The organism is Microbacterium sp. ZXT2-5 (assembly GCF_055329545.1).
Genome location: NZ_JBUZWD010000002.1, coordinates 475,321 through 492,108 on the forward strand (window position 1 = coordinate 475,321; position 16,788 = coordinate 492,108).

The following is a 16,788-nucleotide window of genomic DNA, read 5'->3' on the forward strand; positions in this document are numbered from 1 at the left end:
ATCATCCCACGCCCGAATGGCGAGGGACCCGGCCGGTCACCGGCGGGGGGCGTCGCCGGGCTCGGCTCCCGCGACGATCGGCACACGCACCGCGCTGCCCCACTCCGTCCAGGACCCGTCGTAGTTGCGCACGTCGTCGAAGCCCAGGAGATGCCTGAGCACGAACCAGGTGTGGCTGGACCGCTCGCCGATCCGGCAGTAGGCGACGATCGCATCGTCGTCTTTCAGCCCGACCTCGCCCCGGTAGATCGCGTCGAGCTCGGCGCGGCTCTTGAAGCCGCCGTCCTCGGCGACGGCGCGTCCCCACGGGACGCTCCTCGCCGTGGGGATGTGCCCGGCGCGCAGGGCGCTCTCCTCGGGGTAGGCCGGGGCAGTGGTGCGCGAGCCGTCGTACTCCTCAGGGGAGCGCACATCGATGAGCGGACCGCTGCCGAGGTGTGCGAGGACGTCCTCCTTGTATGCGCGCAGCACCGAGTCGTCGCGCTCGACGACCGGGTAGCGCGTGGGCGCGGGCTTGGGCACCTCGGTCGTCATCGGGCGGCCCTCGGCGATCCACTTGTCACGGCCGCCGTCGAGGAGCCGGACGTCCTCGTGCCCGAAGAGGGAGAAGACCCACAGCGCGTAGGCCGCCCACCAGTTGTTCTTGTCCCCGTAGATCACCACCGTGTCATCGCGGGAGATCCCCTTGCGGCCGAGCAGCGCGGCGAAGCCCTCGCCGTCGACGTAGTCGCGCACCACGGGGTCGTTGAGCTCGGTGTGCCAGTCCACCTTGACGGCACCGGGGATGTGCCCCGTCTCGTACAGCAGCACGTCCTCGTCGGATTCGACGACGACGAGCCCCGGCCGGCCCAGCCGGGCCTCGAGCCACTCGCCGGTGACGAGCCGTCCGGGCTGGGCGTACTCGGCGAACTTCTCGGACGAGGTGTCGGTCTCGACGGGCATGGCGTCTCCTGATGTCGGCGGGGTGCGGGCACGCATCGGCGCCCGCGGGCGGCGGTTAGGGTTGAACCGTCGCCTTCGACCCTAGATTCCCGGGCGGGCGAGCACAGCCCTGCTGTAACGCGCCGTCCACTTCCACCGAGGATCCGCATGACCGTCTCCGCCACCCGCTCCGGCGTCGTCCACCTCGCAGAGCGGACCCCGCAGCTCGCCGGTGCCGAGATGGTCGCCGCCCTCGTGCCGCCGCCGCAGTTCGCCGACGCGACTTTCGACACCTACCGGGCCGATCCCGCATATCCCTCGCAGCAGGAGGCGAAGGACCTGCTCCTGGCGTTCACCGGAACCGCGGCACCCGTCAAGGGCGGGCTCTTCCGTCGCGCGAAGCGGCCGGAGGTCAAGCCGGGCGTGTACCTCGACGGCGGCTTCGGCGTGGGCAAGACCCACCTCCTGGCCGCGGTGTACCACGCGCTGCCCGCGCGGCGGAAGTACTTCGGGTCGTTCATCGAGTACACGGCGCTCGTGGGCGCGCTCGGCTACCAGAACACCGTCGAGCTGTTCCGCGGCTCGGATCTGCTGTGCATCGACGAGTTCGAGCTGGACGACCCCGGTGACACGATGGTGATGACCCGGCTGCTGGGCGAGCTCGTCGCCTCCGGGACGCGTCTGGCGGCGACATCCAACACCCCTCCCAACGCGCTCGGGGAGGGGCGGTTCGCCGCGCAGGACTTCCTGCGCGAGATCCACGCCATGGCGGCGAGCTTCCATACGGTGCGCATCGACGGGACGGACTACCGTCACCGCGCCGTCGACGGCCACGCGATGGTGCTCGAGCGCCCGCAGTACGACGCGGCGATCGCGGATGCCGCGGCCACGAGCCTCGTCTCCGACGATGCGTTCGACGACCTCGTAAGTCACCTCGCCCGCGTGCACCCGTCTCGCTACATCCGCCTGATCGAGGGGCTCTCGATGGTCGGACTGCGCGACGTCGAACCCTTCACGGACCAGTCCGCGGCGCTGCGCTTCGTCGCCTTCATCGACCGCGTGTACGACGCGCAGCTGCCGATCCGGGCGACGGGGACGTCGCTGGACCTCGTCTTCCCGGAGGAGATGCTCGCCGGGGGGTACCGCAAGAAGTATCTCCGGGCGATCTCCCGCCTGGTCGCGTCGACCCTCGCCTGATTCCCGGCGGGTCCTCGGAGCCCCGAAACACGATGTTTACGTGCGGGGCGGCTCCGTAACGAAGGAGAAACACGGGTCGTCCCGCTGCCGAAACGGACGGTCGACACACTGAGGGAACCCGACGCTTTCAGCTGCGTCCCCCGCAGAGAGGTTCTCCACCGAGATGGATCAAGGCAACACCGCATTCATGCTCATAGCGGCCGCGCTCGTCTTGTTGATGACGCCCGGTCTCGCGTTCTTCTACGGCGGCCTGGTGAAGGCCAAGAGCGTCATCAGCATGATGATGCTCAGCTTCGGCGCACTCGGCCTCATCGGCGTGCTGTGGGTCGTCTACGGCTACGCCATCGCCTTCCCCGGCGCTGAGGGCCTCGTCGCCCCGTGGTCGATCGACTGGTCGGCCATCGGACTGACCAGCCTCCTCGAGGTGCCGGAGGGCGCGGCATACCCGCCGCTGGCCTTCGTCGCGTTCCAGGCCACCTTCGCGATCCTCACGGTCGCTCTGGTGTCGGGCGCCATCGCCGACCGCGCCAAGTTCGGATCGTGGATGATCTTCGCGGCCATCTGGGCCACGATCGTCTACTTCCCGGTCGCCAGCTGGGTGTTCAACTTCGGCCTCGCCGAGGACGGCAGCTTCGCCTACGGCGGCTGGATCACCTACGGCATGCAGGAGTGGTTCGGAGTCGGCGCGATCGACTTCGCAGGCGGCACGGCCGTCCACATCAACGCCGGCGCGGCCGCTCTCGCGCTCGCCCTGGTGCTCGGCAAGCGCGTCGGCTTCCAGAAGGGCGTCCACGTCCCGCACAACCCGCCGTTCGTGCTGCTGGGCGCCGGCCTGCTGTGGTTCGGCTGGTTCGGCTTCAACGCCGGCTCGGAGCTCGCCGCCGACGGCACCGCGGCCCTCGCGTTCGTCAACACGATCGCCGCCCCCGCCGCGGCCCTCCTGGCCTGGCTCGTGGTCGAGAAGCTGAAGGACGGCAAGCCCACCTCGGTCGGTGCCGCCTCCGGCGCCGTCGCGGGTCTGGTCGCCATCACCCCGGCGTGCGCGTCGGTGACCCCGATCTGGGCGATCGTGCTCGGCCTCGTCGCCGGCGCCGTCTGCGCCCTCGCGATCGAGCTCAAGTACAAGTGGGGCTTCGACGACTCGCTCGACGTCGTGGGCATCCACCTCGTCGGCGGCCTCATCGGAACGCTGTACCTCGGCTTCTTCGCCAACGGCACCGGCCTCATCTACAGCGGCTCGTTCACGCAGCTGCTCGTGCAGGCCATCGCCGCGATCGCCGTCCTCGTGTACTCGTTCGCCCTGGCCTTCGGCATCGGCCTGGTCATCGAGAAGACGATCGGCTTCCGCGTCAAGAACGAGGACGAGGTCGCCGGCATCGACACCGTCGTGCACGGCGAAGAGGGATACGTCCTGGAGGGCACTCGCGCCTGACGCTCTTCGCACAGCGCCGAAGGGGCGCCGCGGTCTCCCCCCGACCGCGGCGCCCCTTCGGCGCGCCGGGGCGGCCCGACGCGCCTCGTAGGATGACGCGTGTGACACAGCGAAGAGGTCTGCTCGGCGTCCTGAGCAGCATTCTGCGGCCGCGGCGGTCCGCAGCGCCGGCGGTCCCCGCCGCGTCGCACGCCGGCGCGACCGCCACGATCGAGGTGCCGCCACCGGGCCGGAGCGCGCTGCGGATCTCGTACGCCCCCGACCGCGACGGCGAGCCGGACGCCGGAGAGGTCGTCTGGACCTGGGTGCCGTACGTCGAGAACGACGGGCGTGGCAAGGACCGTCCCGTGCTCGTCATCGGAAGGCAGGATCCCGAACGCGTCTACGCCGTCAAGCTCACCAGCAAGGCCCACGACGGCGACCGCGACTTCCTCCCCCTGGGCGCGGGGGAGTGGGACGCGCGCGGCAGGCCGTCGTGGGTCGACATCGACCAGGTCTACAGCGTGCATCGCGAGGGACTGCGGCGTGAGGCATCCGCCCTCGATCTCGAGCGCTTCATGCGGGTCGCCGACGCGCTCCACCGCCGCTACGGCTGGGCGATCGGCGACTGACCGGATGCAGAAGAGGCCGGCCACTGGCGTGACCGGCCTCATTCGTCGTGGTGGGCGATACCAGACTCGAACTGATGACCTCTTCCGTGTGAAGGAAGCGCGCTACCAACTGCGCCAATCGCCCGTACCCCGAGGGGGACGAGTAACGATCCTACCGGATGGCGAAGCGTGCCTCGAACCACATCCGTGTGACACGCGCGGGGTCCGTCCGGTTTTGCATGACGGCGAGGATCGGCTAAAGTCGTTCAAGTGCCCGGGGTGCGAATCCCGGAATCGAAATGCGGATGTAGCGCAGTTGGTAGCGCATCACCTTGCCAAGGTGAGGGTCGCGAGTTCGAGTCTCGTCATCCGCTCGAGTGCAGGGATCCCCTCCAGGGATCACGGCACGTGGGGTCAAACCACACGCGGTGGCGTGGCCGAGCGGCTAGGCACCGGCCTGCAAAGCCGTTTACACGGGTTCGAATCCCGTCGCCACCTCCACTCCCGGTCCCGACCGGAGTTCGACTCGGGCGATTGGCGCAGCGGTAGCGCGCTTCCCTGACACGGAAGAGGTCACTGGTTCGATCCCAGTATCGCCCACCACCTGAAACCCCCGCCACGGCGGGGGTTTTGTCGCGCGGGCATGAATCACAGGTCCGCATGCCCGGCGCGCGCCAATTTGCCCCCCGTACCCCCTACGCTCCAGTAGGTTCTGGGGATGGCAATGACAGATACTCCGAGCCCACCGCCGGCTCTCGCCCGGCGCTGCGTCGAGCAGGTGCAGCGATGGCTTCCGGCGAGCGACCGGACGGAGCAGCTCATCGATTATGAGGGCGCGACCTTCGGTCGCCGTCCCGACGGTGTGATCGTCGTGCGCGTGCCGTACGGGCGGGGTAAAGAGTCCGGTTCAATTGTCTGCGGGCTGCGCCCGGGCGGCAAAGACTTCCTGTTCTACGCCGACTGCGTGTTGCTCACCGCTCTTGAGTGGCAGGAGTTCGTCACTGGCGTCCGCCCGGGGGAGATCTGATGGAAGGTGACACGGCGCTCAATCGAGCATCGAGATGGATGCCCCGAAGGAGCTTTCTCCTGCGAGCGGGCTTCGCTACGGCAATGGGGGTCACCGCGCTCGGGGCTCCCGTGACTGCCCACGCCACCGCGGTGCAGTGGGGTCATCCCTTCACGCATTATCGCCGCATCAGCTCCGGCTACGGCGTGCGGAACGGTCGCATGCACCATGGTGTGGACTATCCGCTGGGTGGAACCGCTCGCCCCGAGATCCGTGCGGTGGCCGACGGCACGGTGTATGGCGTCGGCTGGCACACGAACTTCGGCTGGTTCGCGGAGATCCTGCATGCGAATGGATGGACGTCCTTCTATGCCCACATGCGTAGCGCCTCGCCCCTTGGGGCGAATCAGAGGGTCGCCCGCGGGCAGTTCGTCGGCATGATGGGTAACACCGGGGCGGCATCGCAGGGAGATCACTTGCACATCGAGCTGCGGACTACTCCCGGCAGGTGGGATGTCACGACGGACCCCTACCCTTACATCCACAGCGCTCCGCTTCCCGGCCAGAATCCCATCACTTTCACGGACATCGACGGACACGTCTTCCAGAACGAGATCCTTTGGTTGGCGAACAACGGCATCAGTCGAGGCTGGGAGGTCGCCCCGAACGTCTACGAGTTCCGCCCTCAGAACCAAATACTGCGGGGGGAGATGGCAGCGTTCCTGTATCGCCTGGCGGGGCAGCCGACTTACACGCCTTCTACCGTCTCGCCGTTTGTGGATGTGCCGACTTGGCACGTCTTCTATAAGGAGATCTCATGGCTGGCCTCGACCGGAATCTCCAGGGGATGGGCGACACCCAACGGCATCGAGTTCCGTCCTGAATGGCCCACTACCCGCGAAGTCATGGCCGCGTTCCTGCACCGGTTCGAGGGGAGCCCCGGGTTCATCCCGACCGGAGCGAGCCCATTCCAGGACGTGCAGCCAGGCATCGTCTTCTACAACGAGATCCTCTGGCTCGCCTCAGAAGGCATCTCCACGGGCTGGGACGTCGGATACGGATGCCGCGAGTATCGCCCCGGGCAGAACGTGCTCCGCTCCGAGATGGCCGCGTTCCTTCACCGCATGACGAACGGCGGCTCCGCCCCCGTAACCGCAGACACATGCGCAGCGCCACCGTAATCGCTCCGCCGCCCCGACCGCCTGCGCAACGTCGCTGCCGTGGGTTCCGCACGATAGTGCCCCGGCTGGTAGTGCTACACACCTCGGGCTGCACGCTGGTGCAATACGAGACCGCACCCGCCGACGCGCTCTGCCGGCGTCCATCTGCCCCGGATACACCTGTTGGATGCGATCGCGGGAGGACCAGCCCGCGCTTTCGACCGCTAGCAGCCCCGGTGCACCGACGGCGGCACAGCGAAGTAGCAATAGACCTCGCGGGATGAGAACTCGAGCTCGAGCACAGCCGTTGCGGGATCGTGGGCTTCCGACGAGATGGCGGAGGGATCGACAGCCTGTCGTCGCACGCGGGCAGGCTACGCCGTTAAGCGGCCACTCTTTGCGGACCGCCGAGGCGGTGCGTTCGATCGTGATCGACGGATGTCCACGGTGAGCGAGGCAGTCGCGACCGCTATCGTGCACAGGTACGCAGCCTTCGCGTTGCCGGCGCTGCGATCGCGTGGCCTGGTCGATCGATGTCGAGGCGCCTCCTCGCCGGCTTCAGTTGTACCGGTCCAGCTCAGCGGTGAGGACCGGGTAGACATCGCGCGCGGCATCCGTCCCGATGAAGCAGTCCATGTGGGCGTAGCCGGGGATCACGTGCCGCGTGTAGTACCCGTCGCCGTTGACCTCCCGCAGGTGCTCGTACGTGATCCGGCTGCCCTCCGGCAGGAAGAGGCGATTGGCCTCGCCGTGGACGAACGCGATCGGGACGCGCAGGCCGGACACGTCGTCGAGGTAGTCGTGCTCGCCGTCCATGCTCACGGCATGGTCCTCCCGGAGGATCTTCGTGATGTGGGTGAGCGCCGTCAGGTTGGCCACCCCGAACGCCTCATGCAGGTGATCGTGCGTCGCCTCGTTGAGGCGGTCGTGGTCGTAGACCTCGCCGTAGATGAACATCACCCGGCGGCAGAACGGCCTGTCGCACGGCTCCTCGCCCGCGGGATACAGCGCCAGGGCACGGTCGTAGAGCGACTCGGCCCACGACGGATCGTCGGCGGGCTCGGTGGTCAGCGTGTCGACGCCGAGCGCCTGGAGGACGTTGCCCGTGTAGATGCCGGCGCGGAACTCGTTGAGCGCGCCCGCGCGCGGGTGGAGCGTCACCTGCGAGGCCACCGCCGACCGCACGCCGCGCAGGCCCAGCCCGAGCGACATCAGCAGGGTGAGCGATCCGACGCAGTGCGCGACGATCTGCACGGACTCGGCGCCGCTGACGTCTCGGACCTTCTGCACGGCGGCCGGGTAGTCGAACCGCGCGATGTCGTCCAGCGTGAACTGCGAGCTCGCCGACGCCAGGGCGGGGCTCGCGCGATAGTCCAGCACCCACACGTCGTAGCCGCGCTCGTAGAGGTGCTCGGGGAGGTTGGTCTCGGTCGTGTCGAGCGTGTAGGCCAGCGCCGACGTCCCGAAGCCGGGGGAGAGCACGACAGGTCCCCTGCGCCCGCCCCGGAACCGCGTGAGCCGCAGCGCCACGCCGTCGGCCGCGTCGAACCCGTGGACCACCGGCTCACCGCAGCGGAGCCTCCGCCTGATCCGATCGCCGGTCGCCGCCGGCAGGACATCGCCCTCGCTCATGTCGACCCCCAGTGGTCGCGGTGCGCGTGTCGCCACACGCCGGGCGGCTTCCGCACCGCATGCGACGACGCCGTCAGCCTATTGCCCGCAGCGCGGCCCCGCCACGAGCTCGTCCACATCGGCCGCCGTCCGGAGGGCACGGGCGCCGCCGTCGGCTGACTAGACTCGGAGCGTGGAACTCGTCTGGTCGGCCGCCGCTGCGGCACTCGAGACCGACACGCGAACGCTCGGCGCCTGAGCGGGCGGGGCGTGTCGTGCGCCCGAAGCTGAGTAGCCTTGATCCGAGCCATTCCCTGGAGAGTTTCCGTGACTGACGCTGTGTCCTATCCCGCCGACGGCTTCGCCCTGTTCCCCGATCGCTCCGTGGTCGCCCTCCGCGTCAACGGTGAGCTGAAAGACCTCGCGACGGTGGTGGAGCAGGCGGATGCCGTGGAGCCCGTCACCATCGACAGCCCCGACGGCCTGGCGATCCTGCGCCATTCGACGGCCCACGTCCTCGCGCAGGCCGTCCAGCGCATCCACCCGCAGGCGAACCTCGGCATCGGCCCGCCGGTGACCGACGGCTTCTACTACGACTTCGGCGTCGAGCATCCCTTCACCCCCGAGGACATCAAGGCCATCGACAAGGAGATGCAGCGCATCGTCCGCGAGGGCCAGCGCTTCGTGCGCCGTGTCGTGACCGAGGAGGAGGCGCGCGTCGAGCTCGTCGACGAGCCGTTCAAGCTCGAGCTCATCGACCTGAAGGGCGGCGGCGCCGCCGACAAGGCCGAGGGCGCCTCCGTCGAGGTCGGCGCGGGCGAGCTGACGATCTACGACAACGTCGACCGCGACGGCCAGACCGTGTGGAAGGACCTCTGCCGCGGACCGCATCTGCCCAACACCCGCATGATCGGCAACGGGTGGGCGCTCCAGCGGATCGCGGGTGCATACTGGCGCGGCAGCGAGAAGAACCCCCAGCTGCAGCGCATCTACGGCACCGCCTGGCCGACCAAGGACGAGCTGCGCGCCTACCAGACGCGCCTCGAGGAGGCCGCGAAGCGCGACCACCGCAAGCTCGGCAAGGAGCTGGACCTGTTCTCGTTCCCGGACGAGATCGGATCGGGCCTGTCGGTCTGGCACCCGCGCGGCGGCGTGGTGCGCGGCGAGATGGAGCAGCACGCGCGCCGGCGCCACATCGAGGGCGGCTACACCTACGTCTACACGCCCCATATCTCCAAGCAGGACCTGTTCCTGCAGTCCAACCACCTCGTCACCTACAAGGAGGGGATGTTCCCGCCCATCCATCTCGACGAGGAGCGCGACGAGCAGGGCGAGATCACCAAGCACGGCCAGGACTACTACCTGAAGCCGATGAACTGCCCGATGCACATCCTCATCTACAAGGAGCGCGCGCGCAGCTATCGCGACCTGCCGATGCGGCTGGCCGAGAACGGCACGGTGTACCGCAACGAGCTCTCGGGCGCGCTGCACGGCCTCACCCGGGTGCGCGGCTTCACCCAGGACGACTCGCACCTGTTCGTCACTCCGGAGCAGCTGGAGGAGGAGGCGACCCGCGTCCTGGAGTTCGTCATCTCGATGCTCCGCGACTTCGGCCTCGAGGACTTCGAGCTCGAGCTGTCGATGCGCGACGACGAGAAGGAGAAGTGGATCGGCTCGGACGAGTTCTGGGAGCACTCGACCGACGCGCTTCGCAACGTCGCCCTCGCGAGCGGCCTGAAGCTCACCGAGGTCCCGGGCGAGGCGGCCTTCTACGGTCCGAAGATCGACCTCAAGACGCGTGACGCGATCGGTCGCACCTGGCAGCTGTCCACCGTCCAGGTCGACCCAAACCTGCCGGAGCGGTTCGAGCTGGAGTACACCGATCGCGACGGCCAGAAGAAGCGGCCGATCATGATCCACCGGGCGCTCTTCGGCTCGATCGAGCGGTTCTTCGCGATCCTGCTCGAGCACTACGCCGGCGCGTTCCCGGTGTGGCTCGCGCCCGTGCAGGTGGTCGGCATCCCCGTCGCCGAGGACTTCGCCGACTACCTCGGCGACGTCATCGCGCAGCTGAGGGCAGCGGGAGTGCGCGCCGAGCTCGACCACTCCGACGACCGCATGCAGAAGAAGATCCGCACCCACACCACCCAGAAGGTGCCGCTGCAGCTGATCGCGGGCGCGCAGGACCAGTCCGCCGGCACCGTGTCGTTCCGCTTCCGCGACGGCTCGCAGGAGAACGGCGTGCCGATCGCCGACGCCGTCCGCCGCGTCCGCGACGCGATCGCCTCGCATGCCCTGGTGAACACGGCGGAGGACTTTTCGTGACGGACGTCGGCGAGCCCGGTCCGGGGACTCCGGGAACGGATGCCCCGGACCCGGTGCTCGTCGACGCCGCGACACTCCCGGGGGTGCCCGACCAGTTCCAGCGGCTGTGGACCCCGCACCGCATGGCGTACATCCAGGCGGGCCCCGAGGTGCTGCGGCAGGAGTGCCCGTTCTGCGAGGCGCCCCGCAGGTCCGACGAGGACGGCCTCATCGTCTTCCGCGGGAGGACGGCGTACGCGCTGCTGAACCTCTTCCCGTACAACTCGGGCCATCTGCTGATCTGCCCGTATCGCCATATCGCGACCTACGACCAGGCGACGGACGAGGAGGTCGCCGAGATCGGCCTCCTGACACAGCAGGGCATGCGCGTGCTCCGTCAGGTGTCGCGCTGCGACGGCTTCAACATCGGCATGAACCAGGGGCATGTCGCCGGCGCGGGCGTGGACGAGCACCTGCACCAGCACATCGTGCCCCGCTGGGCCGCGGACGCGAACTTCTTCCCGATCATCGCGAAGACCAAGGCGCTGCCCCAGCTGCTGGGCGACGTGCGCCGCGCGGTGGCCGACGCCTGGAGCGCCTGACCGGAGTCGACGGATGCCGCGGCCCGCGGCATCCGTCACTCCGATGCGATCAGCGGACCCGCGTGACCTCGAACTGCAGACGCGGGTGGGCGTAGGCCTCCTGCGACTCGACGAGCTGCAGCTCGCGCTCGCCCGACGCGTGCGTGCGCTCGAGGAGGTCGAACACGCTCGACGTGGTGCGGGCGAGCGCATCGGCCGCGTCGCCGGTGCGGCGGTAGTGCGCGGTGAAGAGGGCGGCCGTGACGTCGCCCGATCCGTTCGCCTTCATCGGGATGTGGGGCGTCTGCACGATCCAGGCGCCGTCGTCGGTCACGGCGAGCATCTCGATCGTCCCCTCCGGGCGATCGGGCCGTTCGACGCTCGTGACCAGCACCGTTCCGGGGCCCATCGCCCGGGCGAGGTCTGCCGAGGCGAGCGTCGATGCGAGGTCGGCGGGCTCGGTGCCGGTCAGGAAGCCGAGCTCGAACTGGTTCGGGGTGATGATGTCGGCGGCGGGGACCACGCGCTCCCGCAGCAGCACGGGGATGGCCGGCGCGACGAAGCAGCCCGACTTCGCGTTGCCCATCACCGGGTCGCACGCGTAGACGGCCTCGGGGTTGGCCTGCTTGACCCGTGCGACGGCGTCGAGGATCACGTCGGCGATGCCCTCGCCGCCCTGGTACCCCGAGAGCACGACGTCGATCTCCGGGAACGCGCCGCGCTCCTCGATGCCCGTGATGACCTCGCGCACGTCGTCCGGGCTGATGAGGGGGCCGCGCCATGCGCCGTAGCCGGTGTGATTGGAGAAGTTCACCGTGTAGACCGGCATGACCTCGACGCCGATGCGCTGGAGCGGGAAGACGGCGGCGGAGTTGCCGACATGACCGTAGGCGACCGCGGACTGGATCGAGAGGATCTTCACCGCTCGATCATGCCACTTCGCGCGTGACGAGCCGTCCACCGGCCGCTCGCACGGCGGCGGCGACGTCGGCGGCGAGCCGGTCGGCGTCGGGGTCGTCCAGATCGTGCACCGTGAGCCGCAGGCGGTGCGACGGGCCCGCCTCGGCCAGCACGAACTCGTCGCCGGGCCGGGCGAGCCACCCGCGGCGCATCAGCTGCTCCGAGACCGCCCGCGCGGGCACGGGGAGCGCGATCCACAGGTTCAGCCCGTCACCGGCGCCCGCCGGCACGCCCTGCGCCGACAGGCGCTGCACGAACGCCGCGTTGCGCGCCGCGTAGTGGGCGCCCGCGCGCTCGATGGCCGCCATGGTCGCGGCATCCGTCACCAGAGCGAGCGTGAGCCGCTGGAGCAGGTGGCTGACCCAGGTCGTGCCGGGAGTGAGCCGCATCGCGAGCCGCTCGGCCGTCTCGGGATCGGATGCCGTCACCGCCAGGCACATGTCGGGACCCAGGAACTTCGACACCGACCTGACCAGCGCCCACCGTCGGTGGCCCGCCGCGACGAGGGAGTGGAACGGCTGCCGCGACAGCAGCGAGAAGTGGTCGTCCTCGATGACGAGGACGTACGGGTGGTCGCGCAGCACCGCCCGCAGCCGCTCGGCGCGACGCTTCGAGAGACTCGCCCCGGTGGGGTTCTGCGCCCGCGGCGTGTGGACGACGGCGCGGACGCCCTGGTCGAGCGCCGCCCGCAGTCCCTCGACCGTCATGCCCTCGTCGTCGACGGGGACCGGAACGGCGCGGTACCCGCCGATGCGGACGGTGTGGATGCTGGTGAGGAAGCAGGGGTCCTCGAGCGCCACGGCGTCGTCCCGCGTGAGCGCCTGGGCGAGCAGGCGCTCGACGGCGTCGGCCGCACCGCTGGTGATCGTCAGCCGCATGTCCGCGGCAGGTGGCAGGTCCTGCCGCATCCACTCCCGCGCCCATTCCTCCAGGGCGGGGTCGATCACCGGCTCGCCGTACAGGACGGGCCGCCCGGCCACGCTCGCCAATGCGGACGACGGGTCGGGGATCAGGTCGGGGTCGGGGTTGCCCGTGCCGACGTCGCGCAGCACGCTGCCGGCGGCGAAGCCCTCCTGGGCGACGGCGGCGGGGTCGGCCACGCGCGTGCCGCCGCGGCCGCGCGTCACGATGACGCCGGCCTGCGTGAGCTGGCGATAGGCAGCGACGACCGTGTTGCGGTTGACCCCCAGCCCGTCTGCCAGGGCGCGGACGGGCGGGATCGCCTGCCCGGGGCGAAGGTCGCCGCGCTCGATCAGGGCACGCAGGCTGTCGGCGATCTCGGACGCCGACCTGCCGCGGATGTCCAGGTCCATTGCGCATCCCCCTTCAGCGGCCGTCTCCGGATGAGTGTAGGGCCCAGCTCATGCTATCTTTTGGCCTAGGCCAATACCCGCATTTGTCCTCACCGCTGCGCGCACCGCGCCGAACGAAGGGAACGCTCGTGACCACTGCCGACACGGGAACCGACCGCGTCAAGCGCGGACTCGCCGAGATGCTCAAGGGCGGCGTCATCATGGACGTCGTCACTGCCGAACAGGCGAAGATCGCCGAGGACGCGGGCGCCGTCGCGGTCATGGCGCTCGAGCGCGTGCCGGCCGACATCCGCGCGCAGGGGGGCGTCGCCCGCATGAGCGACCCCGACCTCATCGACGACATCATCGCGTCGGTCTCGATCCCGGTGATGGCCAAGGCCCGCATCGGCCACTTCGTCGAGGCGCAGGTGCTGCAGGAGCTCGGCGTGGACTACATCGACGAGTCCGAGGTGCTCTCGCCCGCCGACTACGTCAACCACATCGACAAGTGGAAGTTCACCGTCCCGTTCGTGTGCGGCGCGACCAACCTCGGCGAGGCGCTGCGCCGCATCAACGAGGGTGCGGCGATGATCCGCTCCAAGGGCGAGGCCGGCACCGGAGACGTGTCGGAGGCGACCAAGCACATCCGCAAGATCAGCTCGGAGATCAACGTCCTGCGGTCGATGACCAAGGACGAGCTGTACGTCGCGGCCAAGGAGCTCCAGGCGCCGTACGAGCTGGTCGCCGAGATCGCCGAGACGGGCAAGCTCCCCGTCGTCCTCTTCGTCGCCGGGGGCGTCGCCACGCCCGCCGACGCGGCGATGATGATGCAGCTGGGCGCCGACGGCGTCTTCGTCGGCTCGGGGATCTTCAAGTCGGGGAACCCCGCCGAGCGCGCGGCGGCGATCGTGAAGGCCACCACCTTCTACGACGACCCCACGGTGATCGCCGACGTGTCCCGCGGACTCGGCGAGGCGATGGTGGGCATCAACGTCGCCGACCTCGCCGCGCCGCATCGGCTCGCCGAGCGCGGCTGGTGACGAGGCCGCGACCCCGGGTCGGCGTCCTCGCGCTGCAGGGCGACGTCCGTGAGCACGTGCGCGTGCTCTCGGACCTCGGGGCCGAGGTCGCGACGGTCCGACGCCCCGAGGAGCTCGCCCAGGTGGATGGCCTCGTCCTCCCGGGCGGCGAGTCGAGCGTCATCGACAAGCTCGCCCGCGCGTTCGGGATGCGCGACCCGGTGCGCGCCGCGATCGCGGAGGGGATGCCCGTCTACGGGACCTGCGCCGGCCTGATCCTCCTCGCCGACCGGATCACGGACGGGATCGAGGGTCAGCAGACCTTCGGCGGCCTCGACGTGACGGTGCGCCGCAACGCCTTCGGCAGCCAGGTGGACTCGTTCGAGGTGGATCTGGACGTCCCCGTGCTCGGCCGCCCCCCGGTGCACGCGGTGTTCATCCGCGCGCCGCTCGTGGAGCAGGCGGGGGAGGGCGTGGAGCGCCTGGCCGCGCTCGCCGACGGACGCGTGGTGGCCGTCCGCCAGGGAGCGCTCCTGGGCACGTCCTTCCACCCGGAGGTCGGCGGGGAGCAGCGGTTCCACGCGCTGTTCCTCGACATGGTCCGCGAGCGCGTCGGCTGACCGGCCGGATCCGCCTCCCGGGGTAGATTCTGATCCATGACGATCAACGACTGGTGGCGCGAGCACCCGGAGGAGCGCTACTGGATGATCGCCCCGTCGCGCGGTGTCGTCGGCGACGCGCTGACGGCTCCGAAGGCGGCCGACGACCGCCGCTTCGAGTGGTCCCATGAGCTCGTCGGGTTCACCGAGCCCGGTGACACGCTCTTCGTGTGGGATCGCACGCTGCCGGTTCCCGGCATCGCCGCGTGGGGTCGCGTGCTCGGCCCGCTCGGCGAGGAGACCCGTTCCCGGCGCGGCGACGAGCTGCGCCACTGGCGCATGCCCATCAGCGACACGCTGCGCCTCGCCTCGCCGATCACCCTTCCCCGCCTGCGGCGCGTGGGCGCCGAGATCGTCGCCGTCCGCGATCGGGTCGAGCAGCTGACCGAGGGTCCGGTGTACTTCCCGTTCATCGGCTCGGCGGACAGGCTCGCCCCAGCCCCCGCCTATCTCACGAAGGTGCCGCGAGACCTCGTGGCGCTGCTGTCGTCGCGCTTCGGGTTCGAGTTCGCCCTGTGACGCGGGGATAAACTAGTCCGTCGTGGCGCCGCGATCGAAGCGCCGGCCGCCGACGAGCGTGATTCAGGAGGACCATGTCCGGGCATTCCAAGTGGGCGACGACCAAGCACAAGAAGGCGGTCATCGACGCGCGCCGTGCGAAGTCGTGGGCCAAGCTCATCAAGAACATCGAGGTCGCCGCGAAGCTCGGCGGGCCTGACCTGGCGGGCAACCCGACCCTGTTCGACGCCGTGCTGAAGGCGAAGAAGACGTCGGTCCCCAAGGACAACATCGACCGCGCCATCAAGCGCGGCGCCGGCATCGGCGGGGAGTCGGTCGAGTACTCCTCGATCATGTACGAGGGGTACGGCCCCTCCGGCGTCGCCCTCCTGATCGAGTGCCTCACCGACAACAAGAACCGCGCGGCCGCCGAGGTGCGCACCGCGCTCACCCGCAACGGGGGCACGCTCGCCGACCCGGGCAGCGTCGCGTACAACTTCACCCGCAAGGGCGTGATCGTCGTCGGCGGCGAGTCGACCACCGAGGACGACGTCATGATGGCGGTCCTGGAGGCCGGCGCGGAGGAGGTCGAGCCCCACGCCCAGGGCTTCGAGGTCATCACCGAGGCATCCGACCTCGTCACGGTGCGCACCGCGCTGCAGGAGGCGGGCATCGACTACGAGTCGGCCGACGTCGAGTTCGTCCCCAACCTCAAGGTCGAGGTGGATGCCGAGACGGCGCGCAAGGTCTTCCGCCTCATCGACGCCCTCGAGGACAGCGACGACGTGCAGAACGTCTACAGCAACTTCGACCTCACGCCCGAGGTGCAGGCGGAGCTCGAGGAGGACGAGGACTGACGATCGCTCCGGATGCCCCGCCCAGGCGCGCCTGGGCGGGGCATCCGTCCGCCTGGCCTAACGTGGGGGAGTGGCGTCCTCCCGTGGTCCTCTGCGCGTGCTCGGCATCGACCCGGGCCTCACGCGCTGCGGCGTCGGCGTCGTCGACGTGCGTCCCGACCGCTCCGCGACGCTCGTGCACGTCGGCGTCGTGCGGTCGGACCCGGGCGCCCCGATCGAGGAGCGGCTCGCACTGATCGCGACGGGTCTGCGTGCGGTGCTCGACGCGCACGAGCCCCACGTCGTCGCGGTGGAGCGCGTGTTCGCACAGCACAACCGCGCCACGGTGATGGGCACCGCGCAGGCGAGCGGCATCGCGCTCCTGGTCGCCGGGGAACGCGGACTCGCCGCGGCGACGCACACGCCGTCGGAGGTCAAGGCGGCGATCACCGGGTACGGGAACGCCGACAAGCGGCAGGTGCAGACCATGGTGGCGCGCGTGCTGCGGCTCGACGAGCTGCCGAGACCCGCCGACGCCGCCGACGCGCTCGCCCTCGCGCTCTGCCACGCGTGGCGCGGAGCCCCCGCGACCGGGTCGCGCTCCGAGCCCCTCACACCGGCGCAGCGGGCATGGGCCGATGCCGAGCGCCTCGCCCGGAAGTGAGCGGTGCGCCGCCGAGCGTGTCGCTCGAACAAACGTGCGAACCGCACCGTAGGCTCGG

General features: G+C 69.9%; 17 protein-coding genes and 4 tRNA genes. 15 read left to right on the plus strand and 6 right to left on the minus strand.

Going from position 1 to position 16,788, the window contains the following annotated elements; all coding sequences use genetic code 11:
• Window positions 1-36: 36 nt before the first annotated feature.
• Window positions 37-942 carry a sulfurtransferase gene (locus tag ACZBH1_RS15705; protein WP_452324379.1) on the minus strand — a complete coding sequence of 302 codons (906 nt, stop codon included), beginning with the start codon at window positions 940-942 and terminating at the stop codon, window positions 37-39.
• A gap of 147 nt (window positions 943-1,089) precedes the next feature.
• Here ACZBH1_RS15705 and zapE point away from each other — a divergent pair, with 147 nt between their 5' ends.
• The 3 genes from zapE (at window position 1,090) to ACZBH1_RS15720 (ending at window position 4,161) form a co-directional block, all read left to right on the plus strand.
• Window positions 1,090-2,118, plus strand: a complete 1,029-nt coding sequence (gene zapE, locus ACZBH1_RS15710) for a cell division protein ZapE (RefSeq protein WP_336398019.1) — start codon at window positions 1,090-1,092, stop codon at window positions 2,116-2,118.
• 163 nt (window positions 2,119-2,281) lie between these two features.
• Complete coding sequence (locus tag ACZBH1_RS15715) at window positions 2,282-3,550, plus strand: ammonium transporter (protein WP_336398018.1); 1,269 nt, start codon at window positions 2,282-2,284, stop codon at window positions 3,548-3,550.
• A 140-nt stretch (window positions 3,551-3,690) separates the two neighbouring features.
• A complete protein-coding gene (locus ACZBH1_RS15720; RefSeq protein ID WP_463647064.1) occupies window positions 3,691-4,161 on the plus strand; it encodes a type II toxin-antitoxin system PemK/MazF family toxin in 471 nt (156 codons plus the stop codon).
• Between the two features lie 48 nt (window positions 4,162-4,209).
• Here ACZBH1_RS15720 and ACZBH1_RS15725 read toward each other — a convergent pair.
• A tRNA-Val gene (locus ACZBH1_RS15725) sits at window positions 4,210-4,285 on the minus strand.
• Between the two features lie 156 nt (window positions 4,286-4,441).
• Here ACZBH1_RS15725 and ACZBH1_RS15730 point away from each other — a divergent pair.
• The 5 genes from ACZBH1_RS15730 to ACZBH1_RS15750 all read left to right on the plus strand — a co-directional run bounded on the left by ACZBH1_RS15730 (window position 4,442) and on the right by ACZBH1_RS15750 (window position 6,327).
• Window positions 4,442-4,514 (plus strand) — tRNA-Gly (locus ACZBH1_RS15730).
• Window positions 4,515-4,567: 53 nt separating this feature from the next.
• A tRNA-Cys gene (locus ACZBH1_RS15735) sits at window positions 4,568-4,641 on the plus strand.
• Window positions 4,642-4,668: 27 nt separating this feature from the next.
• Window positions 4,669-4,743, plus strand: a tRNA-Val gene (locus ACZBH1_RS15740).
• Window positions 4,744-4,858: 115 nt separating this feature from the next.
• Window positions 4,859-5,167, plus strand: a complete 309-nt coding sequence (locus tag ACZBH1_RS15745) for a hypothetical protein (RefSeq protein ID WP_463646906.1) — start codon at window positions 4,859-4,861, stop codon at window positions 5,165-5,167.
• 83 nt (window positions 5,168-5,250) lie between these two features.
• Window positions 5,251-6,327 (plus strand): peptidoglycan DD-metalloendopeptidase family protein, encoded by a 1,077-nt coding sequence (locus tag ACZBH1_RS15750; protein WP_463646907.1) that lies wholly within the window; start codon window positions 5,251-5,253, stop codon window positions 6,325-6,327.
• Window positions 6,328-6,530: 203 nt separating this feature from the next.
• Here the strand turns inward: ACZBH1_RS15750 and ACZBH1_RS15755 are convergent, their stop codons facing one another.
• Both ACZBH1_RS15755 and ACZBH1_RS15760 read right to left on the minus strand, forming a co-directional pair.
• A complete protein-coding gene (locus ACZBH1_RS15755) occupies window positions 6,531-6,671 on the minus strand; it encodes a KTSC domain-containing protein (RefSeq protein ID WP_463646908.1) in 141 nt (46 codons plus the stop codon).
• 193 nt (window positions 6,672-6,864) lie between these two features.
• Window positions 6,865-7,938, minus strand: a complete 1,074-nt coding sequence (locus ACZBH1_RS15760) for an alpha/beta hydrolase (protein ID WP_463646909.1) — start codon at window positions 7,936-7,938, stop codon at window positions 6,865-6,867.
• Window positions 7,939-8,244: 306 nt separating this feature from the next.
• On the opposite strand from ACZBH1_RS15760, the gene thrS reads away from it, so the two are divergent.
• Window positions 8,245-10,242 (plus strand): threonine--tRNA ligase, encoded by a 1,998-nt coding sequence (gene thrS / locus ACZBH1_RS15765; RefSeq protein WP_452324378.1) that lies wholly within the window; start codon window positions 8,245-8,247, stop codon window positions 10,240-10,242.
• A gap of 53 nt (window positions 10,243-10,295) precedes the next feature.
• Window positions 10,296-10,823 (plus strand): HIT family protein, encoded by a 528-nt coding sequence (locus ACZBH1_RS15770; protein WP_336398064.1) that lies wholly within the window; start codon window positions 10,296-10,298, stop codon window positions 10,821-10,823.
• 49 nt (window positions 10,824-10,872) lie between these two features.
• On the opposite strand, the gene pdxY is transcribed toward ACZBH1_RS15770, so the two are convergent.
• Window positions 10,873-11,724 (minus strand): pyridoxal kinase PdxY, encoded by an 852-nt coding sequence (gene pdxY, locus ACZBH1_RS15775; RefSeq protein ID WP_336398014.1) that lies wholly within the window; start codon window positions 11,722-11,724, stop codon window positions 10,873-10,875.
• Between the two features lie 7 nt (window positions 11,725-11,731).
• Window positions 11,732-13,075 (minus strand): aminotransferase class I/II-fold pyridoxal phosphate-dependent enzyme, encoded by a 1,344-nt coding sequence (locus tag ACZBH1_RS15780; protein WP_463646910.1) that lies wholly within the window; start codon window positions 13,073-13,075, stop codon window positions 11,732-11,734.
• A 128-nt stretch (window positions 13,076-13,203) separates the two neighbouring features.
• Here ACZBH1_RS15780 and pdxS point away from each other — a divergent pair, with 128 nt between their 5' ends.
• The 5 genes from pdxS (at window position 13,204) to ruvC (ending at window position 16,730) form a co-directional block, all read left to right on the plus strand.
• Window positions 13,204-14,094: a pyridoxal 5'-phosphate synthase lyase subunit PdxS gene (pdxS, locus tag ACZBH1_RS15785; protein WP_336398012.1), complete on the plus strand. Its 891-nt coding sequence runs from the start codon at window positions 13,204-13,206 to the stop codon at window positions 14,092-14,094.
• Window positions 14,088-14,693 carry a pyridoxal 5'-phosphate synthase glutaminase subunit PdxT gene (gene pdxT, locus ACZBH1_RS15790; protein WP_336398063.1) on the plus strand — a complete coding sequence of 202 codons (606 nt, stop codon included), beginning with the start codon at window positions 14,088-14,090 and terminating at the stop codon, window positions 14,691-14,693. Before pdxS ends, pdxT begins: the two co-directional genes overlap by 7 nt.
• Before the next feature lie 36 nt (window positions 14,694-14,729).
• A complete protein-coding gene (locus tag ACZBH1_RS15795) occupies window positions 14,730-15,251 on the plus strand; it encodes a hypothetical protein (RefSeq protein ID WP_336398011.1) in 522 nt (173 codons plus the stop codon).
• Window positions 15,252-15,325: 74 nt separating this feature from the next.
• Entirely contained in the window at window positions 15,326-16,087 is a 762-nt protein-coding gene (locus tag ACZBH1_RS15800; protein ID WP_463646911.1) for a YebC/PmpR family DNA-binding transcriptional regulator, read from the plus strand.
• Between the two features lie 70 nt (window positions 16,088-16,157).
• Window positions 16,158-16,730, plus strand: a complete 573-nt coding sequence (ruvC, locus tag ACZBH1_RS15805; RefSeq protein ID WP_336398009.1) for a crossover junction endodeoxyribonuclease RuvC — start codon at window positions 16,158-16,160, stop codon at window positions 16,728-16,730.
• The last annotated feature ends 58 nt before the right edge of the window (window positions 16,731-16,788 follow it).

Bases quoted from the DNA above. Each gene is read 5' to 3' on its own strand.
- ACZBH1_RS15705 (WP_452324379.1), bottom strand. From the start codon at position 942: ATGCCCGTCGAGACCGACACCTCGTCCGAGAAGTTCGCCGAGTACGCC.
- zapE (WP_336398019.1), top strand. From the start codon at position 1,090: ATGACCGTCTCCGCCACCCGCTCCGGCGTCGTCCACCTCGCAGAGCGG.
- ACZBH1_RS15715 (WP_336398018.1), top strand. From the start codon at position 2,282: ATGGATCAAGGCAACACCGCATTCATGCTCATAGCGGCCGCGCTCGTC.
- ACZBH1_RS15745 (WP_463646906.1), top strand. From the start codon at position 4,859: ATGGCAATGACAGATACTCCGAGCCCACCGCCGGCTCTCGCCCGGCGC.
- ACZBH1_RS15750 (WP_463646907.1), top strand. From the start codon at position 5,251: ATGGGGGTCACCGCGCTCGGGGCTCCCGTGACTGCCCACGCCACCGCG.
- ACZBH1_RS15760 (WP_463646909.1), bottom strand. From the start codon at position 7,938: ATGAGCGAGGGCGATGTCCTGCCGGCGGCGACCGGCGATCGGATCAGG.
- ACZBH1_RS15780 (WP_463646910.1), bottom strand. From the start codon at position 13,075: ATGGACCTGGACATCCGCGGCAGGTCGGCGTCCGAGATCGCCGACAGC.
- ACZBH1_RS15795 (WP_336398011.1), top strand. From the start codon at position 14,730: ATGACGATCAACGACTGGTGGCGCGAGCACCCGGAGGAGCGCTACTGG.
- ACZBH1_RS15800 (WP_463646911.1), top strand. From the start codon at position 15,326: ATGTCCGGGCATTCCAAGTGGGCGACGACCAAGCACAAGAAGGCGGTC.